The 23460-nt window shown below is 70.2% G+C and carries 21 protein-coding genes and 5 tRNA genes; 17 read left to right on the top strand and 9 right to left on the bottom strand.

The window, feature by feature from the left end:
• Window positions 1–170: 170 nt before the first annotated feature.
• On the top strand, window positions 171–383 hold the full coding sequence (locus tag ACZ61E_RS28935; RefSeq protein WP_147873672.1) for an acyl-CoA carboxylase subunit epsilon: 213 nt from the start codon (window positions 171–173) through the stop codon (window positions 381–383).
• 201 nt (window positions 384–584) lie between these two features.
• On the opposite strand, the gene ACZ61E_RS28930 is transcribed toward ACZ61E_RS28935, so the two are convergent.
• From ACZ61E_RS28930 to ACZ61E_RS28895, 8 genes are all read right to left on the bottom strand, one after another.
• Window positions 585–1166 carry a GTP-binding protein gene (locus ACZ61E_RS28930; protein WP_031229389.1) on the bottom strand — a complete coding sequence of 194 codons (582 nt, stop codon included), beginning with the start codon at window positions 1164–1166 and terminating at the stop codon, window positions 585–587.
• The gene (locus ACZ61E_RS28925; RefSeq protein WP_469702974.1) at window positions 1147–1818 is read right to left on the bottom strand and encodes a DUF742 domain-containing protein; all 672 of its coding nucleotides are present in this window, start codon (window positions 1816–1818) and stop codon (window positions 1147–1149) included. The genes ACZ61E_RS28930 and ACZ61E_RS28925 overlap by 20 nt, the downstream gene beginning before the upstream one ends.
• 95 nt (window positions 1819–1913) lie before the next feature.
• A complete protein-coding gene (locus ACZ61E_RS28920) occupies window positions 1914–2327 on the bottom strand; it encodes a roadblock/LC7 domain-containing protein (protein ID WP_078079450.1) in 414 nt (137 codons plus the stop codon).
• Between the two features lie 10 nt (window positions 2328–2337).
• Complete coding sequence (locus tag ACZ61E_RS28915) at window positions 2338–5841, bottom strand: sensor histidine kinase (RefSeq protein ID WP_469702973.1); 3504 nt, start codon at window positions 5839–5841, stop codon at window positions 2338–2340.
• Between the two features lie 339 nt (window positions 5842–6180).
• Window positions 6181–6762 carry a GTP-binding protein gene (locus tag ACZ61E_RS28910; RefSeq protein WP_031229387.1) on the bottom strand — a complete coding sequence of 194 codons (582 nt, stop codon included), beginning with the start codon at window positions 6760–6762 and terminating at the stop codon, window positions 6181–6183.
• On the bottom strand, window positions 6743–7150 hold the full coding sequence (locus ACZ61E_RS28905; RefSeq protein ID WP_023538417.1) for a DUF742 domain-containing protein: 408 nt from the start codon (window positions 7148–7150) through the stop codon (window positions 6743–6745). The genes ACZ61E_RS28910 and ACZ61E_RS28905 overlap by 20 nt, the downstream gene beginning before the upstream one ends.
• 109 nt (window positions 7151–7259) lie before the next feature.
• Window positions 7260–7673: a roadblock/LC7 domain-containing protein gene (locus tag ACZ61E_RS28900; RefSeq protein WP_469702976.1), complete on the bottom strand. Its 414-nt coding sequence runs from the start codon at window positions 7671–7673 to the stop codon at window positions 7260–7262.
• Window positions 7674–7682: 9 nt separating this feature from the next.
• Window positions 7683–11576 carry a sensor histidine kinase gene (locus ACZ61E_RS28895; protein WP_469702971.1) on the bottom strand — a complete coding sequence of 1298 codons (3894 nt, stop codon included), beginning with the start codon at window positions 11574–11576 and terminating at the stop codon, window positions 7683–7685.
• Window positions 11577–12156: 580 nt separating this feature from the next.
• On the opposite strand from ACZ61E_RS28895, the gene ACZ61E_RS28890 reads away from it, so the two are divergent.
• The 10 genes from ACZ61E_RS28890 to ACZ61E_RS28845 all read left to right on the top strand — a co-directional run bounded on the left by ACZ61E_RS28890 (window position 12157) and on the right by ACZ61E_RS28845 (window position 16884).
• Window positions 12157–12333: a hypothetical protein gene (locus ACZ61E_RS28890; RefSeq protein ID WP_469702970.1), complete on the top strand. Its 177-nt coding sequence runs from the start codon at window positions 12157–12159 to the stop codon at window positions 12331–12333.
• A gap of 120 nt (window positions 12334–12453) precedes the next feature.
• A complete protein-coding gene (locus tag ACZ61E_RS28885) occupies window positions 12454–13254 on the top strand; it encodes a fumarylacetoacetate hydrolase family protein (RefSeq protein ID WP_469702968.1) in 801 nt (266 codons plus the stop codon).
• Window positions 13247–14722: a glutamate--tRNA ligase gene (gene gltX, locus ACZ61E_RS28880; RefSeq protein ID WP_469702967.1), complete on the top strand. Its 1476-nt coding sequence runs from the start codon at window positions 13247–13249 to the stop codon at window positions 14720–14722. Before ACZ61E_RS28885 ends, gltX begins: the two co-directional genes overlap by 8 nt.
• Before the next feature lie 149 nt (window positions 14723–14871).
• Window positions 14872–15543, top strand: a complete 672-nt coding sequence (locus ACZ61E_RS28875; protein ID WP_469702966.1) for a lipoprotein — start codon at window positions 14872–14874, stop codon at window positions 15541–15543.
• A 39-nt stretch (window positions 15544–15582) separates the two neighbouring features.
• On the top strand, window positions 15583–16305 hold the full coding sequence (locus ACZ61E_RS28870) for an HAD family hydrolase (RefSeq protein WP_469702964.1): 723 nt from the start codon (window positions 15583–15585) through the stop codon (window positions 16303–16305).
• A 90-nt stretch (window positions 16306–16395) separates the two neighbouring features.
• Window positions 16396–16467 (top strand) — tRNA-Gln (locus ACZ61E_RS28865).
• Between the two features lie 19 nt (window positions 16468–16486).
• Window positions 16487–16559 (top strand) — tRNA-Glu (locus ACZ61E_RS28860).
• Window positions 16560–16620: 61 nt separating this feature from the next.
• A tRNA-Glu gene (locus tag ACZ61E_RS28855) sits at window positions 16621–16693 on the top strand.
• Window positions 16694–16719: 26 nt separating this feature from the next.
• Window positions 16720–16791 (top strand) — tRNA-Gln (locus ACZ61E_RS28850).
• 20 nt (window positions 16792–16811) lie between these two features.
• Window positions 16812–16884 (top strand) — tRNA-Glu (locus ACZ61E_RS28845).
• A gap of 268 nt (window positions 16885–17152) precedes the next feature.
• Here the strand turns inward: ACZ61E_RS28845 and ndgR are convergent.
• Entirely contained in the window at window positions 17153–17869 is a 717-nt protein-coding gene (ndgR, locus tag ACZ61E_RS28840; RefSeq protein ID WP_078074883.1) for an IclR family transcriptional regulator NdgR, read from the bottom strand.
• 181 nt (window positions 17870–18050) lie between these two features.
• Here ndgR and leuC point away from each other — a divergent pair, with 181 nt between their 5' ends.
• The 6 genes from leuC to pstA all read left to right on the top strand — a co-directional run bounded on the left by leuC (window position 18051) and on the right by pstA (window position 23411).
• The gene (leuC, locus tag ACZ61E_RS28835) at window positions 18051–19475 is read left to right on the top strand and encodes a 3-isopropylmalate dehydratase large subunit (protein ID WP_469702963.1); all 1425 of its coding nucleotides are present in this window, start codon (window positions 18051–18053) and stop codon (window positions 19473–19475) included.
• A gap of 5 nt (window positions 19476–19480) precedes the next feature.
• Window positions 19481–20089 carry a 3-isopropylmalate dehydratase small subunit gene (gene leuD, locus ACZ61E_RS28830; protein ID WP_469702962.1) on the top strand — a complete coding sequence of 203 codons (609 nt, stop codon included), beginning with the start codon at window positions 19481–19483 and terminating at the stop codon, window positions 20087–20089.
• Window positions 20090–20193: 104 nt separating this feature from the next.
• Entirely contained in the window at window positions 20194–20421 is a 228-nt protein-coding gene (locus tag ACZ61E_RS28825; protein WP_469702961.1) for an SCO5555 family protein, read from the top strand.
• Window positions 20422–20563: 142 nt separating this feature from the next.
• On the top strand, window positions 20564–21220 hold the full coding sequence (locus tag ACZ61E_RS28820) for an HU family DNA-binding protein (RefSeq protein ID WP_469702960.1): 657 nt from the start codon (window positions 20564–20566) through the stop codon (window positions 21218–21220).
• Window positions 21221–21342: 122 nt separating this feature from the next.
• Window positions 21343–22341: a phosphate ABC transporter permease subunit PstC gene (pstC, locus tag ACZ61E_RS28815; RefSeq protein WP_469702959.1), complete on the top strand. Its 999-nt coding sequence runs from the start codon at window positions 21343–21345 to the stop codon at window positions 22339–22341.
• Window positions 22338–23411 carry a phosphate ABC transporter permease PstA gene (gene pstA / locus ACZ61E_RS28810; protein ID WP_469702958.1) on the top strand — a complete coding sequence of 358 codons (1074 nt, stop codon included), beginning with the start codon at window positions 22338–22340 and terminating at the stop codon, window positions 23409–23411. The genes pstC and pstA overlap by 4 nt, the downstream gene beginning before the upstream one ends.
• The last annotated feature ends 49 nt before the right edge of the window (window positions 23412–23460 follow it).

Here is a 23460-nt window from a genome sequence, read left to right as displayed (position 1 = left end):
GGCCGAGACCCGCGAGGTCCTCGTCTCGGCCCTCGCGATGCTCCGTACGAAGCACGCCGACCTGCCGTCCCGCAAGCACGGCAACCCGCCGCAGTGAGCCCGCGCCCGCCGGACGCGGCCCCCGCGCCGCGTACACAGCCGCCCACCGAGAAGACGGAGACACGAGCCCGATGAACAACGCCGCCGACAACTCCCTGCTCCGCGTCGAGAAGGGGCACGCCGGGCCCGAGGAACTGGCCGCCATCACCGCCGTCCTGATGGCGCGTGCCGCGGCCCGCTCCGACGCGGACGCCGCCCCGGCCCACCGGGGCCGCTCCACGGCCGGCTGGCGCCGTCTGGAGCGCACGCCGGGCTTCCGGGCCCCCCACAGCTGGCAGGGCTGAGCACAGGCGCCCCAGCGGGCGCACAGAGCCGCGAGAGCCCCGTACTCCTCGGAGTGCGGGGCTCTCGCGCTGCCACGTCCCGGAGGAACCGGCGCCGCGACGTGTCCGAACGGCGACGGCCCCGCACTCCGAGGAGTACGGGGCCGTCGCCGTCGCCGGCCGGCTCCGGGCCGACGGCCCGGGTACCTCCGGCGGGAACGCTCAGCGAAGTCGCGCCATGAGTGCGTGTTCGACGAGGGTGATGAGTCCGCTCTTGGCGTCGGCGCGGTGGCGGGCGTCGGTGGTGATGATCGGGGTGTCGGGGCCGATCTGGAGTGCTTCGCGTACTTCGTCCGGGGTGTAGGGCTGGTGTCCGTCGAAGCCGTTGAGGGCGATGACGAAGGGGAGTCCGGAGTTCTCGAAGTAGTCGACGGCGGGGAAGCAGTCGGCGAGGCGGCGGGTGTCGACGAGGACGACGGCGCCGATGGCGCCGCGTACGAGGTCGTCCCACATGAACCAGAAGCGGTCCTGTCCGGGGGTGCCGAACAGGTAGAGGATCAGGTCCTGGTCGAGGGTGATGCGGCCGAAGTCCATGGCCACGGTGGTGGTGGTCTTGTCTCCGGTGTGGGTGAGGTCGTCGATGCCGGCGGAGGCGCTGGTCATGACGGCTTCGGTACGCAGCGGGTTGATCTCCGAGACGGCGCCGACGAACGTGGTCTTGCCCACGCCGAATCCGCCCGCCACCACGATCTTCGCGCTGGTGGTTGAGCGGGCTGCACCGCCGCTAGAGCTTGCGAAGTCCACTGAGCACCCTTTCGAGCAGTGTCACATCTGGTTGGCCCCCGGCGGTCTCGTCGCCGCCGGGTTGGTGAATGGCGACAAGTCCGGCCTCCGCCAGGTCGGCTACGAGGATCCGGGCGACGCCCAGGGGGATGGAGAGCAGTGCCGAAATCTCGGCGACCGATTTGATCTCGAAACAGAGCCGGCAGATCCGCTGGTGCTCGGGCAACTGCCCTTGCAGCCTTGACGGATCGGCCGTCGTGCTGACCAGCGCCTCGATGGCGAGCTGGTACCGCGGCCGTGTCCGGCCGCCGGTCATGGCGTACGGACGGACCAACGGGTTGTGCGCGGCGTACTCCGGCTCCTGATGGCGCCTCGGCTGCACCGGCTGGATGCGGGGCTGCGGCTGCCCGTACTGCGGCTGCTGCTGTCCCTGTCCGTACGACGGCTGCTGACCGTACGGCTGTTGCTGATCCTGGCCGTACGACTGCTGTTGTCCGTACGGCTGTTGAGGCTGATACGGCTGCTGCGGATGATACGGCTGCCCGCCGCCGTCCCGCCCACCCGGACCGCCGTTCCCGCCCGGCGTGGAGGGGGAGTTGAAGTGGTTCAGGGCATGCTCACCCGGAACCTGTCGGCCACCTTCGTAAGGGTGCCCGCCTGGGGGTGTTGCCACCGTTGCCTCCTCCGACTCCGATCGCCGGTAACTGTTCTGTGGAGCCGCGCCACCGAACCCTATGGTGCGATGGCGCGAAACGCACTGTCTGTCTGTTAGTTGAGAAGACTTCCCTGGAGTTCGGCGCGCAGGTCCGGCGTCAGCACCGTCCCCGCCCGGTCGACGAGCAGAGCCATTTCATAGCCCACCAGGCCGATATCGGCCTCGGGATGCGCGAGGACGGCCAGCGAGGAGCCGTCCGAGATGGACATCAGGAAGAGGAACCCGCGGTCCATCTCCACCACGGTCTGCGTGACGGCACCGCCCTCGAAGATCCTGGACGCTCCCGCGGTCAGCGAGGTCAGCCCGGAGGCGACAGCCGCCAGTTGGTCGGCGCGGTCCCGCGGGAAGCCCTCGGACATGGCCAGCAGGAGTCCGTCGGCGGAGACCACCACGGTATGGGACACCCCGGGGGTGTGGTCCACGAAATTGGTGATCAACCAGTTGAGATTCTGCGCCGCCTGGCTCATCGGGCTCACACTAACGCTCCTGGTTGTAGGTACTGCCCGGGCCTCGACCCGGTCCGTTCGTGTCCGTCCCCGTGGTTCCCGCGTTGCCGGTGTTGCCCGCCCCCGCGTTGCGGCCCCGCTGGACGCCGCGCCGCAGGTTGCTCAGCCTGCCACGGACATCCTCCGGCGCGCGCGAGACCTGGGGGCCGTTCTGCGGCGTCGACTCCGCCGTTCCCTCGATCAGGTTGGCCTTGGGAACGCGCCGGGGGAGTCCCGAAGGAGTGATCCCGCCGGCCTTGGGCTCGCGGAGCTTCTCGGCCCGCTGCCACCGGTCGTCGTTCGTCGAACGCCACTCGTCGGGGCCGTTCGCCTCACTCCGGCCGTTCCGCGGCTGCGGTGTTGCTGTCGGTGCGTACGTCTCGTTCGTCGTCGGGTGGCTGTCGGTGGCCGGTACCCGCTGTTCGGAGGCCCCGGCCGTCTCCCGCGGCGTACCGCCCGACGGTGCGGTACCGCCGAAGAGATCGGTCCCGCCGCCGTGTCCGCCGCGCTGCCCGTCGCCCTCGCCGCTGGGCTGCCACGACTCGACCTTCGGCGCCTGCGGGGCGCCACGGCGCGGCAGACCCGCTCCGGTCGTCTCGTGACTGGTGCTCGGGGAGGGACCCGGACGTTCGAATTCTACGCGTTTCCCGGTGTCCGCCGCAGCGCCGTCGGAGGATTCCGATTCGGTTCGGCCGTCCGGCCCGTACCCGCCCTGGAAGTCGCTCCGGTCACTCCAGCCACCCTGGTCGGCCTGGGGCGCGAAGAGGTTGTCGTAGCCCGCCCCGTCAGACCGGGGAGCCTCGTATGCCCCTTCCGTATACCCGCCGCCCAGGGGGTCCTGCTGCTCCTGGTATCCGCCGGTCGTCCCGTAGCCGCCGACGGAGCCGGACGCCGGGTAGCCGCCGTTGCCGTTGTCGGCGTAGGCGCCGTACCCGGACCCGTCGTACGTCTGCCCGCCCTCGGCGCCACCCTGCTGGGCGGGGTAGCCGTTCTGGTCGTACGACGCCTCCTGCGGCGCGTACCGGCCCTCCGTCTCCTCGCGGTACTGCCCGTCGACCTGGTCGCTGTAGAGCGGCCCGCCGCCGGGCAGGGCCGCGGCGGCGTTGCCACCGCCCAGCGCCGCACGGCGCTCGTCGCGCATGAGGGAACGGTTCACCGGGTCGAGACTGCGCGGGCTCGCCGCCCCGGCGCCGGCGCCGGCCCCGGCCCCGTCGTCGTACCGGGAGTCGTCGAAGCCGAGTTCGGCCGCCGTCAGCATCGGCGCCTGATGCGCCCGCGACTCCGGCTCGAAGGCCGGCGCCTGCTGCTCGGGAATGATCTGGGAGACGGTGAAGTCGTCCGGCGGGAGCTGCTCGCCGCCACCGCCGTGGGTGATCGCGTCCGGCAGCATGACCAGCGACGTGGTGCCCGCCTGCTCGCCCGAGGGCCGCAGCTGCACCCGTACGCCGTGCCGGTCGGCCAGCCGGCCGACCACGAACAGACCCATCCGCTGGGACACCGCGGCGTCCACCGTCGGCGGGTTGGCCAGCTTGTGGTTGATGTCGGCGAAGTCCTCGGCGGTGAGGCCGATGCCCTTGTCGTGGATCTCGATCATCACGCGGCCGTCCGGCAGCCTGGTCGCGGTCACCCGCACCTTGGTCTGCGGCGAGGAGAACGTGGTGGCGTTCTCCAGCAGCTCGGCGAGCAGATGCACGAGGTCGGTCACGGCCTGGCCGTGGATCTCGGTCTCGGGCACCCCCGTCAGCTCGATGCGCTCGTAACTCTCCACCTCGGAGGAGGCGGCGCGCAGCACGTCGACCAGCGGCACCGGCTGGTTCCAGCGGCGGCCCGGCTCCTCACCCGCGAGGACCAGCAGGTTCTCACCGTTACGGCGCATACGGGTCGCGAGGTGGTCCAGCTTGAAGAGGTTCTCCAGCTGCTCGGGCTCGGCCTCGTTGTTCTCCAGATCGGTGATCAGGGTGAGCTGGCCCTCGATCAGCGACTGGTTGCGCCGCGAGAGGTTGGTGAAGATCGCGTTGACGTTGCCCCGGAGCAGGGCCTGCTCGGCCGCGAGCCGCACCGCCTCGCGGTGCACCTGGTCGAAGGCGCGCGCGACCTCGCCGATCTCGTCCCTGGAGTCGATCGGGATGGGCTGTACGCGGGTGTCGACCCGGCCGGGCTCGGTACGGGACAGCTGGTCGACCAGCATCGGCAGCCGCTGCTCGGCGATACCGAACGCGGCGGTACGGAGCCGGCTCATCGACCGGCTCATCTGCCGCGCCATCATGCCGGCCAGCACGAAGGCGGCCAGCAGGGCGATCAGCACGATCGCGCCGTTGATGACGGCGTCGTTCCGCGCGTCCTCGGAGATCTGCGCGGCGTCACCGACGGCGTTGTCGACGAGGTCCTTCTCGATGATCGTGTAGGCGTCGAACTTGGTGGTGGTGGCCGCCATCCACGTCCGGGGGGTGACGCCGCGCTCCTCCAGCTGGGAGGGGCTGTCACCGGTCGCGATCGCGGCCACCATGCCGTCGACCACCGAGCCGTCCTGGGCCGGCGGGGCGACGAACTTCTCGCCCGCCGCCGCGGCCTGCTGGCGCGCCGTGGCGAGCATCTTGGCGCCTTCGGCGGCCTTCTCCGCCATCACCTTCCGGAGCTTGGCCTCGTCCGCGTCCGTACCGCCGGAGATGTACTCGGCGACCGCGATGTCCTCCAGGTAGGCGTAGGACGAGAAGGCGACCGACTGGCCCGACCGGACCGCCGGCTTCTCGCTCGGCCGCACCAGCAGGTGCAGACCGATCGAACGCTGGAGCGACATCGCGGCCTTGGAGAGCTGGATGGCGTAGGCGGTGCGGCCGTAACTGGTGATGTTGCCGGTGCCGAGACCCAGTTCGTTGGAGAACTCCATGAGGGAGTGCTGGACCAGCACATAACCCTCTTCGGTCGCCACCGGACCGCCGTTGCGGCCGGTCTTGTCGGGCGTCTCGACGCCCGCGGTGTAGGCCGTCTTGCGGATCGTCTCCAGCTTCGGTTCCTCGGCCCGGAAAAGACGCAGCCGCCGCTCCAGGCCCTCGTCCCGGGGCATGGACGCGACGGCGCGGTCGAACGTGGCCTTCGCGGCGTCCGTGGTGGCCCTGGCGTCCACGACGGTCTTGTCGTCGCGTTTGTTCGTCAGCAGCGGCTGGGCGGTGAGGTCGCGCTCGTTGAGCAGCGCCTGGCCGTACTCGGACGCCGCCCGTACGACGAGCGCCGTCTGCTCGGCGTCCTGTGCCTCCTGCCAGGTGTCGACGGAGGCCTTGACCTGGAAGCCGCCCATCACGAGTCCGACGAGCACGGGTATCAGGAGGATGGCGTTGAGCCGGGTCGGCACCCGCCAGTTGCGCGGGGCCAGCCGACTGGTGCTGCCGGGTGCCGGGGACTTCCCCGGCGCGTCCGCAGGCGGCGCCGCCGTACGCCGCGGCGGGGTGAAGTTGCCCCGTGCCGCCTGCTGTGCGGAGCTCGTCTTGCTACGCCTCACTCGACCAACAACCTCTCGGCGTCGGCACCTACGCTGTGCCGTTTTTCGTTCAGGGCTGTACTACTCGGGAGTTCATCGAATTCCAGCACGTGAGGCGGTCCCGTTCCAAACAGTCGGAATCGGCCATTCCGAGTGGTCCATACCGCAGATAAAACGGGCATAAAGAACGAGCCCCGTCAAAAGGCGAAGGTGATGTGAGCGCAGGGATACCAGTCGAACGCGTCGGGTGTCCGAACGGCGTGAATTCTCTTCTCAAATGTTATGAACACCGAGGTGGGCCGTGTCAAAAGACACAGCCCACACCCGGTTGGGAATACGGCAACTGCCGTATGTCGTCGTCTACTTGAGCCGCGCCATGAGTGCGTGTTCGACGAGGGTGATGAGTCCGCTCTTGGCGTCGGCGCGGTGGCGGGCGTCGGTGGTGATGATCGGCGCGTCCGGGCCGATCTGGAGTGCCTCGCGTACTTCGTCCGGGGTGTAGGGCTGGTGTCCGTCGAAGCCGTTGAGGGCGATGACGAAGGGGAGTCCGGAGTTCTCGAAGTAGTCGACGGCGGGGAAGCAGTCGGCGAGGCGGCGGGTGTCGACGAGGACGACGGCGCCGATGGCGCCGCGTACGAGGTCGTCCCACATGAACCAGAAGCGGTCCTGTCCGGGGGTGCCGAACAGGTAGAGGATCAGGTCCTGGTCGAGGGTGATGCGGCCGAAGTCCATGGCCACGGTGGTGGTGGTCTTGTCTCCGGTGTGGGTGAGGTCGTCGATGCCGGCGGAGGCGCTGGTCATGACGGCTTCGGTACGCAGCGGGTTGATCTCCGAGACGGCGCCGACGAACGTGGTCTTGCCCACGCCGAATCCGCCCGCCACCACGATCTTCGCGGAGGTCGTCGATCGTGCCGCTCCGCCGCTAGAGCTTGCGAAGTCCACTGAGCACCCTTTCGAGCAGTGTCACATCCGGCGTGCCGCCGGCCTCTCCGTTACCCGGCTGGTGGATGGCCACCATGCCTGCCTCGGCCAGGTCGGCGACGAGGATGCGTGCCACTCCGAGTGGCATGGACAGCAGCGCCGACACCTCGGCGACGGACTTCACCTCACGGCAGAGATGGCAGATCCGCTGGTGCTCGGGGAGCAGCCCGGCGAGATGCGCCGGATCGGCGGTCGTGCTGACCAGCGCCTCGATGGCGAGCTGGTACCGCGGCCGGGTCCGGCCGCCGGTCATGGCGTACGGACGTACCAGCGGCTGGTCGCCCTCAAGTCCGTAGGACGCGTCGACTGAGGCGCCGTACGGATCGTGAGAGGCGGGTGGCGGGGTCATGAATCCTCCGGGCGTGACAGCAAGATGTCTGCGTGCCGTCTGACTGGGCCGGGGTGGGGCCGGTTGGCGGCCTGACGGTCTGTGGTGCTGTGGGCGGTACCGGGAAGTCTCAGTGCAGCAGGCTCCCCTGGAGCTCGGCGCGCAGGTCCGGTGTCAGCACCGTTCCCGCCCGGTCGACCAGGAGGGCCATCTCGTAGCCGACCAGGCCGATGTCGCAGTCGGGGTGTGCGAGCACCGCCAGCGACGAACCGTCGGAGACGGACATGAGGAAGAGGAACCCGCGGTCCATCTCGACGACGGTCTGTGTCACGGACCCGCCCTCGAAGATCCGGGACGCCCCCGCGGTCAGCGAGGTCAGCCCGGAGGCGACGGCCGCGAGTTGATCGGCACGGTCGCGCGGGAAGCCTTCGGACATGGCCAGCAGCAGGCCGTCGGCGGATACGACCACTGTGTGGGACACCCCGGGGGTGTTGTCCACAAAGTTGGTGATCAACCAGTTCAGATTCTGCGCCGCCTGGCTCATCGGACTCAACTAACGCTCCTGCTGGTGAGAAGGGCCGAGGTTGAAACTGCCGGTCGTCGAGCTGTCGGCGGTACGGCCGCCGGCCTGACGACCCTGCTGAATGCCCCGGCGAAGGTTGGTCAGCCGGCCGCGTACGTCATCCGGCGCACGCGAGACCTGCGGACCGGTCTGGTTGCTCTGCTCCTGCGCGGTTCCCGGCACCAGGTTGGCGCGCGGGACCCGACGGGGCAGACCTGAGGTGGTGATTCCGCCCGCGGCGGGCTTCTTGACCCGCTCGGCCTGGCGTACCAGCTCGTCATTGGGTGACGTGCGCCAGGAGGACGTGACGGCGCCGTTGCCGTTCGTGCTGCCGTTCGCGGGCTGCCGTTGCGGCATCGGGGGAGGAGTGGACGCCGGCCGGTCCGGCGGCCCCTCCTGGGAGTACGGCGGGGGCGAAGGCTGTTCCTCGGGTCCCCCGGGCTGGTCCTGGCGGCCGGAGCCGCCGCTCTGCTGCCCGTGGAACCAGTTGGTCTCCAGCGTGTCGAACAACGGCGTACGGCCGTCGCCCGGACCGGCAGGGGGCAGTGCCTCCGGCTGGGGCTGCTGGGGGAGTTCGCCGAGAGGGGGGCGCGGGGCGCCGAAGTCGGCGCCGTTGGGGCCCTGCTGACCGAAGTCGGCGCCGTTCGGGCCGTTCCGCCCGAAGGCGGGGCGGCCCTGTGCCTGGTTCTGGTCGGTGCCCGGACGGCCCTGTCCGGGCGGCGGGGCCTGACCGAAGAGGTCGACGCCGGGTGAGCCGGGCGCGTCTCCGGGGGCCGGGGGACGGGGCGCGTTGAAGTCCGGGCGGGGGAACTGGGCGGTCGAGCCCTGTCCCTGGTCCTGCCAACCGCCATGGACGTCGCCCGAGTTGGGCAACCGGTGGGATCCGGTGTCACCGAATCCGCCGCCTGCGCCTGCGCCTGCGCCTGCGCCTGCGCCGACGGCGCCGGTGTTCGGGTCCGGCCGCGGACCGTCGAAGTCGGGACGCTGGAACTCGGCCGTGGAGCCGGGACCCTGCCCCGCCGACGGCATGGCGAACTGACCGGTGTTCTCCGGCTCCTCGTGGCCGCGCGGGGCGTCCGGCGAGAACCGCTGCGGCGCGGACGGCTGCTGACCGCCCCAGTTCATGGCGCCGGGACGCTGCGGCGGCTGCGCGTCGCCCCCGGGCAGCTCGGCGCGCGGACCGCCGGGCGGCGGCAGCTGACGGCCGCGGTCGACCGGCGGAGGGCCGCCCGCGGAGGCGTTGGCACCCTGCGGGAACCCGCCGCGGTCGCGGTTGCCGGGGCCGCCGCGTCCGCTCGGGCTGGAGAGGCTCTGACCTGGCCGGGCGAGCCGCCCGCCGGCCTGCGGCACCGGACCCGAGGGTCCGCCGGGACCGGCCTGGCCGCCCGGACGGCCCGAGGCCCCCTGTTCGCGGGGGCTCGTACCGAAGAGGCTCGGCTGGCCCGAACCCTGGCCGGAGCCCTGACGCTGCGGATCCCGCGGCGCACCGGACTGCGGTGGCCGGGTCGGCAGGCCGCTCTGCCCGTTCCTGGCCGGCAGCGCGGCACGGGGCCCCGTACCGGCGCCGACCTGGCCGCGCGAGGGCGGGGTGGCGAGACGGCCCGCACCGGCCGCGCCGCCCGCGAGCCCGGCGGCGATGCCGGACTGCTGACCGCCGCCGAGGCCGCCCGGACCGGTCGGCCCCTGTCCGCCCGCGCCGTTCTGCGCGCCGGCGCCGGGGCGCGGCGGCATCTTCTTGCCGCCGTTGGCGACATCGACGGGCAGCATGACCAGCGCGGTCGTGCCGCCGGAGTCGGAGGGGCGCAGCTGGATCCTGATGCCGTGGCGCAGGGAGAGCCGGCCGACCACGAACAGACCCATGCGGCGCGACACCGAGACGTCCACGGTGGGCGGCGAGGCGAGCCGTTCGTTGATCGCGGCCAGGTCCTCGGGGGAGAGGCCGATGCCGGTGTCGTGGATCTCGACGAGCACACGCCCGTCGGGCAGCGCGTGACCGGTGACGCGGACCTTGGTCTGCGGCGAGGAGAACGACGTCGCGTTCTCCAGCAGCTCGGCGAGCAGGTGCACGAGGTCGTTGACGACGCGGCCGGCGACCTCGGTGGTGGGCACCGAGGCCAGCTCGATCCGCTCGTACTGCTCCACCTCGGAGGCCGCGGCACGGAGCACGTCGACCAGCGGGACGGGGCGCGTCCAGCGGCGGCCCGGTTCCTCACCGGCGAGGACCAGCAGGTTCTCACCGTTACGGCGCATACGGGTGGCGAGGTGGTCCAGCTTGAACAGCGAGGACAGCTGGTCCGGGTCGGCCTCACGGGACTCGAGTTCGGAGATCAGCGACAGCTGACGCTGGATCAGACCCTGGCTGCGGCGCGAGAGGTTGGTGAACATCGCGTTGACGTTGCCCCGCAGCAGCGCCTGCTCGGCGGCCAGCCGGACCGCCTCGCGGTGCACGTCGTCGAACGCCGCGGCGACCTTGCCGATCTCGTCCCTGGAGTGCACACCGACGGACTCCACGGAGGTGTCCACGTCCTGCGGGTCGGCCTCGGAGAGCTGCTTGACCAGCTCGGGCAGCCGGTCCTGGGCGACCTTGGTGGCCGTCTCCTGGAGGCGCCGCAGCGAGCGGATCATGGAGCGGGCGACGACGAAGGCGCCGACCAGCGAGACGCCGAGGACGACGAGGATCAGCGCACCGTTGATGAGCGCGTCCTGCTGCGACTTCTCGCGCAGCTGACGCGCCTTGTTCTCCATCTCACCCAGCAGCGTCTGCTCGATGATGTTCATCGCGTTGATCTTGGCGGACGCCTGGTCGGTCCAGTCCAGGTACGAGCGGTTCGGCCGCCCCTCCAGACCGCCGGAGATACCGAGCACCCGGTCCGCGTACTCGTCGGCCGCGTTGATCTCGGGGTTGCCCTTGCCGCTGAGCGGCGCCGTCAGCTCCTCGGCGTTGCCGCCCATCGACTCGTACAGGGCGTCGAAGGAGGCGAGGGCGTTGTCGCCCTTGGTGGCCGCGGCCAGACCGTAGAGCCGGTCGTTCTCGTTGAGTTCGCCCTTCTCCTTGGGAGAGGCGGGCAGCGCGGAGGCGATGATCGCGCGCTGGATCGAGGCGTACTCCTTGGCGGAGGAGAAGGCCGCCAGGGCGCGGGTCCGCTTGATCATGTCCGGGTTGCTGGTCGCCTGCGCCATGTCCTGCGAGAGGCTCAGCAGCGAGTCGATGAGACCGCTGTAGGCGTCGACCGTCAGGGAGTGCGTGGCGTCCGTGTCGTACGCGTCCTTGCGGATTTCCTGGATCTTGTTGACCTGGGTCGCGATCTGGCTGACGTTGGCGCGGATCGACTCCAGCGCCTGGTCGCCGTCGGTGTTCCCGATGTCCACGGTGGCGCCGAGGAACGCCTTCTTCGCCCGGTCCGTCTTGGTGCGGCGGTCCTGGACCTTGAAGTCCCTGGGGTTCGCGCCGTTGGTGAGGGGACCCGCCGACTCGTCACGTTCCGCCTGGAGCGCGGCGGCGAGGCTGGTCGCCTCCTTCGTCATCTTGGTCAGCAGCTGCATGTGCTCCAGCTGCTGCATGTCGTTCATGGACTCGTTGATACGCAGTCCGCCCAGCGTGGTGGCCGCGACCACCGGCAGGGTGAGCAGTGCCACCAGACGGGTGCTGATGCGCCAGTTGCGCAGCGCTATTCGCGAACCCGCGTCGGTCGACGCCGCATCGGGAGTGGTGCTCGGGGTGTCGCCACCGGGCGCCGTACCGGACTTGGCGCCCCGGTCACCACCCTCGCCGGCCGGACCCGGGCCCGGGTTCTGGGTGTGCTGGGGCGAGGAGCCGCGGTCGGTTCCGCCGCGGGGCTCCTGCTCCGCCGCAGCGCTGCTATCCCTCTTGAAACGTCCCTGCACTAGCGTCGCAACCTCTGGACCAGGCGTCCCCCCGCAGTGCGACGGAACGGTGTCGGCGTCGTGGAGCGCAGAGTGCGCTCCAAGGTGGTCGTATGAGTGACCGGCGATGCTCCCCTTCCCCGCATGCCACTCGGCGCCGCGTCGCGCCCTTACGCGCCGGCCTGAAGAACCCGCGGCGGTGCGTGGAATTCCAGCACAGAGCCGGATCTCCAACAAGGGCCGCGTACCGGGCCGTGACCTGGGTGACACGTTGTGAGGAAAGTGTGACGATCGGTAGATCCCGTTCAGGGAGGAAACGGACTTCCCGGAACGAGTCCCTGGCGGCCGGGGGGTGCCCCAGTCCTGATGATCAGGAGCGGAATGGCGGGGTCGATAGGGCAATGTCCGTTTCCGCAGGTCTCGACCACTGCCCGTGATGGGCGAAATGCCCGGCAGGTCGTGAGCAAACTCACACGGAGATCGTTGCTGCATCAGGGCCCCGGCGGGGAATTACGCGCATAGCCTGACGCTTTACAGAGTTGACACATCTGACAACCGGCGCCCCCGGGCGCCCGTATCCCGACAAGGTCTGACACAGCCGATGAAGACGACGAAGCTAATCCGCAGCACCGCCAACCCCCGCCGCACCACGCTGGCGAACCTGGACGACGCCGGGGAGCTCCTCCCGCCCGTGCAGCCGGAGCACTCCGTCGACCTGCCCGTGCGGACGGCCAACCCGCGGCGTACGACCCTCGTCGACGCCCCCGTCGCACACTAGGGCACGGCCCGCGGCGCCCACGCACCGCGTCGGCCACCGGCCCCCACCGCGCTAGCCTGAGACGTCCTGAGACGCACCGTCTCCAGCCAGCAGCAGCAAAGTGAGGGGCGACAGCATCCCGTGCGCATCGCCAGATTCTCCATCGACGGCAATGTCGCCTTCGGCGCGGTCGAGGAGGACGGCACCGGCGGTACGGCCGCCGGCCTCGTCCTCGACATCATCAAGGGCATTCCGTACGCCGACTTCGAGCTCTCCGGCACCAAGGTCCCGCTGAGCAAGGTCCGCCTGCTCCCGCCCGTGCTCCCCAACAAGGTCGTGGGTATCGGACGCAACTACGCGGCCCACGCGGCGGAGCTCGGCAACGAGGTGCCCGAATCGCCGGTCGTCTTCCTCAAGCCGACCACCTCGGTCATCGGCTCCGGCGACGACGTGGAGTACCCCTCGTTCTCCGAGGACCTCCACCACGAGGCCGAACTGGCCGTGGTCATCGGCCGGATGTGCCGCGAGGTGCCCCGCGACCGCGTCAAGGACGTCATCCTCGGGTTCACCTGCGCCAACGACATCACCGCGCGCGACGCCCAGAAGCGTGAGAACCAGTGGGCCCGCGCCAAGGGATTCGACACCTCCTGCCCCCTCGGCCCCTGGGTGGAGACCTCCATCGGCCTGCCGGCCGTCGCCGACGGCCTCGCCGTCCAGTGCACCGTCAACGGCGAACAGCGCCAGCTCGGCAGCACGAGCGACATGGTCCGCTCCGTGGAGGACCTCGTCGTCCACATCACCGAGGCCATGACGCTGCTGCCCGGCGACGTCATCCTCACGGGCACCCCCGCGGGGGTCGGCCCCCTCAGCGTCGGCGACGAGGTCGCCGTCACCATCGAAGGCATCGGCACTCTCACCAACAAGGTGATCAAGCGTGGCTAACGCGACCGTCCGCGTACGTTTCTGTCCCTCGCCGACCGGCAACCCCCACGTGGGCCTGGTCCGCACCGCCCTCTTCAACTGGGCGTTCGCCCGCCACCACGGCGGCACCCTGGTCCTGCGCATCGAGGACACCGACGCCGCGCGCGACTCCGAGGAGTCGTACGAGCAGCTCCTCGACTCGCTGCGCTGGCTCGGCCTCGACTGGGACGAGGGCCCCGAGGTGGGCGGCGCGCACGCGCCGTACCGCCAGTCGCAGCGGATGGACATCTACCGGGACGTCGCCGACAAGCTGCTCGCCGCCGGCCACGCGTACCACTGCTACTGCACCACCGAGGAGCTGGAGGTGCGTCGCGACGCCGCCCGCGCCGCCGGCCGCCCCTCCGGGTACGACGGCCACTGCCGCGACCTCGGCGCCGCGCAGAAGGCGGCGTACGAGGCGGAGGGCCGCACCTCCATCGTCCGCTTCCGGATGCCCGACGAGCCGATCACCTTCAGCGACCTGGTCCGCGGCGAGCTGACCTTCACGCCGGAGAACGTGCCCGACTACGGCATCGTCCGCGCCAACGGGGCGCCGCTCTACACGCTGGTCAACCCGGTCGACGACGCGCTGATGGAGATCACCCACGTCCTGCGCGGCGAGGACCTGCTCTCCTCGACCCCTCGTCAGATCGCCCTCTACCAGGCGCTGATGGGGCTGGGCGTGGCCCACTTCGTGCCGCAGTTCGGGCACCTTCCGTATGTGATGGGCGAGGGCAACAAGAAGCTCTCCAAGCGCGACCCGCAGGCCTCGCTGAACCTCTACCGCGAGCGCGGCTTCCTGCCCGACGGTCTGCTCAACTACCTGTCCCTGCTGGGCTGGTCGTTCTCCGCGGACCAGGACGTCTTCTCCCGGGAGGAGATGGTCGGCGCCTTCGAGATCACCGACGTCAACGCCAACCCGGCGCGCTTCGACCTGAAGAAGGCCGAGGCGATCAACGCCGACCACATCCGGCAGCTGGACGTGAAGACCTTCATGGAGGCGTGCGCGCCCTGGCTGCGGGCCCCGTACGCCAACTGGGCGCCGGAGGACTTCGACCAGACGGCCTTCGAGGCGATCGCCCCGTACGCGCAGACCCGGGTGACGGTGCTCTCGGACATCACGGCCAACGTGGACTTCCTGTTCCTCGCCGAGCCGGTCGAGGACGAGGCGTCCTGGGCGAAGGCGATGAAGGGCGACCCGGCCGCCCTGCTCACCACCGCCCGCGCGAAGCTCGCGGAGGCGGACTGGTCGAGCGCCGACGCTCTGAAGAACGCGGTTCTCGCGGCCGGTGAGGAGCACGGTCTCAAGCTCGGCAAGGCCCAGGCCCCGGTCCGGGTCGCGGTCACCGGCCGCACCGTGGGCCTGCCGCTCTTCGAGTCCCTGGAGATCCTGGGCAGGGAGCGCACGCTGCGGCGCGTCGACGCCGCGCTCGCCAAGCTCGCGGCCTGACGCACACGGGCACACCGGAAATCCGGCACACCGGCGCGAGCCGACGCGCCGGTGCGCCGGACACATCGGATCGGGTACGACACGTGGGCCCGGCGGCACGACGCCGCCGGGCCCACGTCCACGCTTCACCACGACAACGGGGGACAACGGTGCGGAAGTTGATACGAAGAGGCGCCCCGGCGCTGCTGCTGCTCACCCTCGTGACCGGGTGTTCGTCCGGCTCCGGCCCTGACCCGGACGCCGGGTCCGGCTCCGACCGCAAGCGCGCCGACAGCGCGGACGCCGCCGCGTCGCCCGCCCCCGACGCCTCGAAGGCGGCGGAGCGGGGCGGGACGATCGGCGCCGCCGGGTCCCCGTGCCCCCTGCCGGTGAGCTTCGCGCTGGCCGCGGGGTGGACGGCGGAAGCGGTCGGGACCGACTCCGCCACCGACGCCGCGCTCGCGGAGCTGGCCCGGCAGGGCCCGGTGGAGATGGCCTGCGAGATCGACGCGAAGCCGGCCGGGAACATCGGCTACCTCCGGGTCTGGACCGCGGAGACCACCGGCTCCGCCCCGCGCGAGGTCCTCGAAGCGTTCGTGACGGCGGACAGGAGCGCGGGCGACGCCGAGTACCGGGAGACGGAGGCCGGCTCCCTGCCCGCGGCGGAGGTGGACTACGTCACCACCAGTGACGTGCTCGACGAGTCGAAGAAGGAACGGGCCCTGGCGGTCACCACTCCCAAGGGTGTGGCGCTGATCCACCTCGGCGGTCTGGACAGCGGTGAACACGACGCGATGCTCCCCGCCTTCGAGCTGGCCAAGAGGACCCTGCGCGCCAATTGAGCCCCCGCGGCTCCCCGCCCGGCCGCTACCGTGACCGTCATGCCGATCCGCGCCGTCGTCTGGGACATCGACGACACCCTCTTCGACTACAGCAACGCCGACCGCGCCGGTATGCGGCTGCACCTCGCGGCCGAGGGGCTCGCCGACCGCTTCGCCACCGTCGAGCTGGCCCTGGCGCACTGGCGTGAGATCACCGACGTCCACTGGGTGCGGTTCGCCGACGGGCGGACGACCTTCGAGGGGCAGCGACGGGACCGCGTCAGACAGTTCCTCGGTGCGGGGTCGCTCGACGACACCGACGCCGACGCCTGGTTCGACCGCTACGTCGCGCACTTCGAGTCCGCCTGGGAGCTCTTCCCCGACGCCCTCCCCGCGCTGGACTCGCTGGCCCCCGACTACCGTCAGGCCGCGCTGTCCAATTCGAGCCTGGCCAACCAGGAGCGCAAGCTCCGCATCCTCGGTGTACGGGACTACTTCGAGACGGTCCTGTGCGCCGCCGAACTCGGTGTCTCCAAGCCCGACGCCGCCGCCTTCCACGCGGCGTGCGACGCCCTGGACCTCGACCCGGCGGAGGTCGTCTACGTGGGCAACGAACCGGACATCGACGCCGGCGGTGCCACCGCCGCCGGACTGGCCGGAGTCTGGCTCGACCGGGGGCGGCTCGGCGGGCGTCCCGAACTCGTGACGATCAACGATCTGGACCGTCTGCCCGCCCTGCTGCGCGGCGATACTCGTTTTGGAGCGCCGTCCCCCATCGGGTAATGTTCTTCCTGCGCCAACCGGGAGATCGCAAGGTCTGGCCGGAAGGCGCAAACCCAAACAAAACCCCCCACACAGGGGGTTGAGTTTTGGTGGGCTATGGTGTAATTGGCAGCACGACGGTTTCTGGTTCCGTTAGTCTAGGTTCGAGTCCTGGTAGCCCAGCGCAGAGTTCTTCTGCAACGCCCCCGTTGTGTAGCGGCCTAGCACGCCGCCCTCTCAAGGCGGTAGCGCCGGTTCGAATCCGGTCGGGGGTACAGATCCTTCTCTCCGATTTCTTCGGGTCGCACCCGGACACGTCGATGCAGGATCGCTAGGGCCCCCGTTGTGTAGCGGCCTAGCACGCCGCCCTCTCAAGGCGGTAGCGCCGGTTCGAATCCGGTCGGGGGTACGCAGCAAGAAAGTCCGAACCACCCTTGGGCTATGGTGTAATTGGCAACACGACGGTTTCTGGTTCCGTTGTTCTAGGTTCGAGTCCTGGTAGCCCAGCTCCAACGCTCCATCTGCTGGCCCCCGTTGTGTAGCGGCCTAGCACGCCGCCCTCTCAAGGCGGTAGCGCCGGTTCGAATCCGGTCGGGGGTACGTGACGAAGAGGCCCTCCGCGATCGCGGAGGGCCTCTTCGCGTGTGCCGGACGTCCGGCCCGCTGCATGCGCTCAATTCGGCGAAACGTCGCGCCGGTTGGACGCCTCGGCGGTCACGAGCCGACGCGGAGCCAACCGGCGCCCGCCGAGCCGGTGCCCGGTGGTCGGCGGGCCGGCGGCAGGCGGGCGGTCCGTACGGCAACAGGTCCGCCGGCTCCCACGGCCCCCGCCCCGGCCGGCCCGGCGACCGCGGGTGACGGACCGGGGTCAGCTGGTGCGGCGCAACGCCTCCGACAGCCGCCCCGCCGCGTCGATGATCGCCTGGGCGTGCATCCGGCCGGGGTGCCTGCTGAGCCGCTCGATCGGACCGGAGACCGAGACCGCCGCGACGACCCGGTTGGACGGCCCGCGCACCGGTGCCGAGACCGAGGCCACGCCCGGCTCACGCTCACCGATCGACTGGGCCCAGCCCCGCCGCCGTACGCCCGAGAGCGCCGTCGCCGTGAACCGCGCCCCCTGCAATCCGCGGTGCAGCCGCTCCGGCTCCTCCCACGCCATCAGGATCTGCGCGGACGAGCCCGCCTTCATCGTGAGCGTGGAGCCGACGGGCACCGTGTCCCGCAGACCGGAAAGGCGCTCGGCGGCGGCCACGCAGATCCGCATGTCGCCCTGGCGCCGGTAGAGCTGGGCGCTCTCCCCGGTCACGTCGCGCAGGTGCGTGAGCACCGGCCCGGCCGTGGCCAGCAGGCGGTCCTCGCCGGCCGCCGCCGCCAGCTCCGCGAGCCGCGGCCCGAGGATGAACCGGCCCTGCATGTCCCTCGCCACCATCCGGTGGTGTTCCAGTGCCACGGCCAGCCGGTGTGCCGTGGGTCGTGCGAGCCCGGTCGCCGCGACCAGCCCGGCGAGGGTGGCCGGACCGGACTCCAGGGCGCTCAATACCAGAGCCGCCTTGTCGAGAACGCCGACGCCGCTAGAGTTGTCCATGCAACGATACTCGCGTCTCACTCTGTGAAACGCAAGTTCAATTTTCCGGGGAACTTGCCAACCTGTAGGGACGGACCCGTACACGAACCGGGTTCGCAGCCGACGCGGGCGGGTGGGACACCGGCGTGGGCCCCACATATCTCCAGGACTGCCGGCGGCGCTGCCGGCCGAAGGGAAAGCGATGGGTAGGACACTCGCGGAGAAGGTCTGGGACGACCACGTCGTCCGGCGCGCCGAGGGCGAGCCCGACCTTCTCTTCATCGATCTGCACCTGCTGCACGAGGTGACGAGCCCGCAGGCGTTCGACGGCCTGCGCCAGAACGGCCGACAGGTGCGGCGGCTCGACCTCACCATCGCGACCGAGGACCACAACACCCCGACGCTCGACATCGACAAGCCGATCGCCGACCCCGTCTCGCGCGTCCAGCTGGAGACGCTGCGCAAGAACTGCGCGGACTTCGGCGTACGGCTGCACCCGCTGGGCGACGTCGAGCAGGGCGTCGTCCATGTCGTGGGCCCGCAGCTGGGGCTCACCCAGCCCGGCACCACCGTCGTCTGCGGCGACAGCCACACCTCCACCCACGGCGCCTTCGGCGCGCTGGCCTTCGGTATCGGCACCAGCCAGGTCGAGCACGTCCTGGCCACCCAGACCCTGCCGCTGGCCCGCCCCCGCACCATGGCCATCACCGTCGAGGGCGAACTGCCCGCCGACGTCACGGCCAAGGACCTGATCCTCGCCGTCATCGCCCGTATCGGTACCGGCGGCGGCCAGGGCTACATCCTCGAATACCGCGGCTCCGCCATCGAGAAGCTCTCGATGGAAGCCCGCATGACCATCTGCAACATGTCCATCGAGGCCGGCGCCAGGGCGGGCATGATCGCCCCGGACCAGATCACCTTCGACTACCTCCGGGGCCGCGACCACGCCCCCGAGGGCGCCGACTGGGACGCCGCGGTCGAGTACTGGCGGACGCTGCGCACCGACGACGACGCCGTCTTCGACGCCGAGGTCCTCATCGACGCCACGGAACTGGCCCCGTTCGTCACCTGGGGCACCAACCCCGGCCAGGGCGCGCCGCTGTCCACGCATGTCCCCGACCCCGCTTCGTACGAGGACGCTTCGGAGCGCCTCGCCGCCGAAAAGGCCCTGGAATACATGGGGTTGACCGCCGGGCAGGCGCTGCGCGACATCACGGTGGACACCGTCTTCGTAGGTTCGTGCACCAACGGACGTATCGAGGACCTGCGCTCCGCCGCATCGATCCTGGACGGACGCAAAGTCGCCGACGGCGTACGGATGCTGGTCGTCCCGGGGTCCGTACGGGTCGCGCTCCAGGCCGTCGAGGAGGGCCTGGACAAGGTCTTCACCGGCGCGGGCGCCGAGTGGCGGCACGCGGGCTGTTCGATGTGTCTGGGCATGAACCCCGACCAACTGGCGCCCGGCGAGCGCTCCGCGTCGACCTCGAACCGCAACTTCGAGGGCAGGCAGGGCAAGGGCGGCCGGACCCACCTCGTCTCACCGCAGGTGGCCGCGGCCACCGCCGTACTGGGCCGGCTGGCCTCGCCCGCCGACCTGTCCGACACCCGCACCCCCGTGGAGGCCTGAGCACCATGGACGCTTTCACCACACACACCGGCCGGGCCGTCCCGCTGCGCCGCAGCAACGTCGACACCGACCAGATCATTCCGGCGCACTGGCTGAAGAAGGTCACGCGCGACGGTTTCGAGGACGGGCTGTTCGAGGCCTGGCGCAAGGACCCGGACTTCGTCCTCAACCGGCCGGAGCGGCAGGGCGCCTCCGTCCTGGTCGCCGGACCCGACTTCGGCACCGGCTCCTCGCGCGAACACGCCGTGTGGGCGCTCCAGAACTTCGGTTTCCGCGCCGTCATCTCCTCGCGGTTCGCCGACATCTTCCGCGGCAACTCCCTCAAGAACGGTCTGCTGACGGTCGTTCTGGAGCAGCCGGTCGTCGACCGCCTCTGGGAGCTGACCGAGGCCGACCCGACCACGGCCGTGACGGTGGACCTCGAAGCGCGTCACGTGCGCGCCGAGGGCCCCGACGGAGCGACGGTGACGGCCGATTTCGAGCTGGACGAGAACGCCCGCTGGCGGCTCCTCAACGGCCTCGACGACATCGGTCTCACCCTGAAGAACGAAGCGGACATCGCCGCGTACGAAGCCTCCCGGCCGTCCTTCAAACCCCGCACAATTGCCGTCTGATCAGCGCTTTTCTCCACCTGCGCCCCCTGCCTCCGGGTAGGGGGCGCAGTGCCTTGTTGAGACCCCGCCGGGCGACAACTCGCCCCAGATGGCACAATCGGTGCATGGAACGCGACAGCCAACTCGAGCTTTACGGAGTGGTCGCGGACCGGCTCAAGGAAGCGCACACAAGGGTGCGCACACTGCAAGTCCCGGAGGGCGTACGGATGGCGCTGACCCGGAAGCTGCTGGTCATCACGGCCGCGGCCAAACACGATCTCTTAGACGCGGCACGTCGTCTGGACCGCTTGATGAAGGACCTCGACGAGGGTCGATTCCCGGAAGGCGACTGAAGCCGCGGAAGTCCGCGGGGTCGACTTCGTTGCGGCACTAGGGTGATTAGCCCGTTTCGTGTTTGATTTGCGGTATATATCTGCCTAACGTGCGGAAAAGCTTGAACACTTTCGTTCTGGCAATGTCTCCGAAGGGGAAGACGTGAACAAGGCGCAGCTCGTAGAAGCAATTGCGGACAAGGTCGGCGGTCGCCAGCAGGCGGCCGACGCCGTCGACGCGGTACTGGACGCGGTTGTCCGCGCCGTCGTCGCGGGTGAGCGGGTCTCCGTCACCGGCTTCGGTTCGTTCGAGAAGGTCGACCGTCCGGCCCGTTACGCGCGTAACCCGCAGACGGGTGAGCGGGTCCGGGTCAAGAAGACGTCCGTGCCGCGTTTCCGCGCCGGACAGGGCTTCAAGGACCTGGTGAGCGGCTCGAAGAAGCTTCCCAAGAACGACGTGGCCGTGAAGAAGGCCCCCAAGGGCAGCCTCTCGGGCGGTTCTTCCACCCGTACGACCGCCAAGGCCGCGGCCAAGAAGGCCACCGCCAAGAAGGCGACGGCGAAGAAGACCACCGCCAGGAAGACCGCGGTCGCGGGTACCGCCAAGAGGGCCGCCAAGAAGACCTCCACGGCCAAGAAGACGGCCACGAAGAAGACCACGGCCGCCAAGAAGGCCACCGCCAAGAAGACGAGCGCAACGAAGAAGGCCACGGCCAAGAAGACCTCCCCGGCCAAGAAGGCGACCGCCAAGAAGGCGCCGGCCCGGAAGGTGGCATCGCGCACGACCACCGCCAAGAAGGCCACCGCGAGGAACAGGTAAGCGGCACAGGGCCGTAGGGCCACTCACGCGCCGGGGCGGGGTCCCCTCGGGGGGGCCCCGCCCACGTCTTCCGGTGCACCGCCGCCAGGAGCCGCCACCCGGCTCCGCAGACCGGAGAAACGATGGATACAGCAGCCGCAACCACCAACTCCCCACCACCGCCACCCCTTGAGGACCGGGGCACACCCAAGGGGAAGAAGCAGCCCGGCGACCGGATCTTCCTGGGCCTGTCCCGGGGCTCCGGCATCACGTTGCTGGTCATCATGGCCGCGATCGCCGCGTTCCTCACCTACCGCGCGATGCTCGCGATCTCCAAGGACGAGACGAACTTCCTCACGACCTTCGAGTGGAACCCGCAGGGCGACCCGCGCTCCTTCGGTATCGCCGTACTCGCCTTCGGCACCGTGGTCAGCTCCATCATCGCCATGGTGATAGCCGTCCCGGTCGCCATCGGCATCGCGCTCTTCATCTCGCACTTCGCGCCCCGCAGGCTCGCCGCCCCGATCGCCTACCTGGTCGACCTGCTGGCAGCCGTGCCGAGCATCATCTACGGCCTGTGGGGCGCCGTCTTCCTCGTCCCGTACCTCGACGGCCTCAACAAGTGGCTGAACGAGTACTTCGCCTGGACGTACATCTTCGAGAAGACGAACGAGGGAGTCGCCCGCAACCTGTTCACCGTGGGCATCCTGCTGGCGATCATGATCCTCCCCATCATCACCAACGTCATCCGTGAGGTCTTCCTCCAGTCGCCGAAGATGCACGAGGAAGCCGCTCTGGCCCTCGGTGCCACGCGCTGGGAAGTCATCCGGATGTCGGTCCTGCCGTTCGGCCGCTCCGGAATCATCAGCGCCTCGATGCTCGGCCTCGGGCGCGCGCTGGGCGAGACGATGGCCGTCGCCGTCGTCCTGTCGCCGAGCTTCCTCTTCTCGGGCCATCTGCTCGACGCGGGCGGCGGCACCTTCGCGCAGAACATCGCCGCGAAGTTCAACGAGGCCGACGGCTTCGGCAGGGACGCGCTGATCGCCTCCGGCCTGGTCCTCTTCGTCATCACACTGCTGGTCAACGGCGCGGCCCGCGCGATCATCGCCCGCCGCAAGGAGTACTCGGGGGCCAACGCATGAGCCACACGCTTCAGGACGAGCGGCCCGCGGTCGCCGAGCCCCGGGGCTCGCTCTCGCACGCGCGCATGCCGCGCTGGGCCCCCCTGGCCATCGCCGCCGGCTCCCTGGCGCTCGGCTGGCTGATCGGCGAGACGGCGGGACTGGAGAGCAAGGTCCAGTGGGCCCTGCTCGCCGCGCTGATCTTCATCGGCGGTACGTATCTGATCACCGCCAAGGTCGAAGGCAGCCGCCAGGGCCGGAACCAGGTCGCGACCAGCCTCGTCTGGGTCTGCTTCCTGCTGGCCGTCATCCCGCTGCTGTCGCTGGCGTGGACCACCGTCAGCAAGGGCGTGTCGGTCGTCGACGGATACTTCCTGACCCACTCGATGAGCGGACTCCTCGACACGGACGAGGGCGGCGGCATCTACCACGCGCTGCTCGGCACCATCGAGCAGGTCGCCATCGCCGCGGTGATCGCCACCCCGATCGGTCTGCTGACCGCCGTCTACCTCGTCGAGTACGGACGCGGCAAGCTGGCCCGCGCCGTCACCTTCTTCGTGGACGTGATGACCGGCATCCCGTCGATCGTCGCCGGTCTGTTCATCCTGGCGACGTGGAACCTGATGCTCGGCTTCGGCCCCTCCGGATTCGCCGGCGCCCTGGCACTCTCGATCCTGATGATGCCGGTGATCGTCCGCTCCACCGAGGAGATGCTGAAGCTCGTCCCGAACGAGCTGCGCGAGGCATCGCTGGCGCTGGGCGTGCCCCAGTGGCGCACGATCCTCAAGGTGGTCCTGCCGACCGCGATCGGCGGCATCACCACCGGCGTGATGCTCGCGATCGCGCGCATCACCGGTGAGACCGCGCCCGTGCTGCTGCTCGTCTTCGGTACGAAGCTCATCAACCCGAACCCGTTCGAAGGCGCCCAGTCGTCCCTGCCGCTGTACGTGTACGAGCAGTACGCGGTCGGCACCAGCGCCTCGGTCGAGCGCGCCTGGGGCGCGGCACTCGTCCTGATCGCCTTCGTCATGCTCCTCAACCTGGTGGCCCGCGGCATCGCCCGCTGGAAGGCCCCCAAGACCGGCCGCTGAGGCCCCGATGTCCGGCTCCGCCGAGCGGGGTCACGCAGAAAGCAGTGAT

Source organism: Streptomyces sp. NPDC104581 (assembly GCF_055583685.1).
Note: the sequence above shows the minus strand (reverse complement) of the source record. Positions and strands in the feature narration are given on the sequence as shown.

Excerpts from the sequence above, each read along its gene's own strand:
- ACZ61E_RS28935 (WP_147873672.1), top strand. The coding sequence starts at position 171 with ATGAACAACGCCGCCGACAACTCCCTGCTCCGCGTCGAGAAGGGGCAC.
- ACZ61E_RS28920 (WP_078079450.1), bottom strand. The coding sequence starts at position 2,327 with ATGAGCCAGGCGGCGCAGAATCTCAACTGGTTGATCACCAATTTCGTG.
- ACZ61E_RS28905 (WP_023538417.1), bottom strand. The coding sequence starts at position 7,150 with ATGACCCCGCCACCCGCCTCTCACGATCCGTACGGCGCCTCAGTCGAC.
- ACZ61E_RS28900 (WP_469702976.1), bottom strand. The coding sequence starts at position 7,673 with ATGAGCCAGGCGGCGCAGAATCTGAACTGGTTGATCACCAACTTTGTG.
- ACZ61E_RS28890 (WP_469702970.1), top strand. The coding sequence starts at position 12,157 with ATGAAGACGACGAAGCTAATCCGCAGCACCGCCAACCCCCGCCGCACC.
- ACZ61E_RS28870 (WP_469702964.1), top strand. The coding sequence starts at position 15,583 with ATGCCGATCCGCGCCGTCGTCTGGGACATCGACGACACCCTCTTCGAC.
- ndgR (WP_078074883.1), bottom strand. The coding sequence starts at position 17,869 with ATGGACAACTCTAGCGGCGTCGGCGTTCTCGACAAGGCGGCTCTGGTA.
- leuC (WP_469702963.1), top strand. The coding sequence starts at position 18,051 with ATGGGTAGGACACTCGCGGAGAAGGTCTGGGACGACCACGTCGTCCGG.
- leuD (WP_469702962.1), top strand. The coding sequence starts at position 19,481 with ATGGACGCTTTCACCACACACACCGGCCGGGCCGTCCCGCTGCGCCGC.
- ACZ61E_RS28825 (WP_469702961.1), top strand. The coding sequence starts at position 20,194 with ATGGAACGCGACAGCCAACTCGAGCTTTACGGAGTGGTCGCGGACCGG.
- pstC (WP_469702959.1), top strand. The coding sequence starts at position 21,343 with ATGGATACAGCAGCCGCAACCACCAACTCCCCACCACCGCCACCCCTT.
- pstA (WP_469702958.1), top strand. The coding sequence starts at position 22,338 with ATGAGCCACACGCTTCAGGACGAGCGGCCCGCGGTCGCCGAGCCCCGG.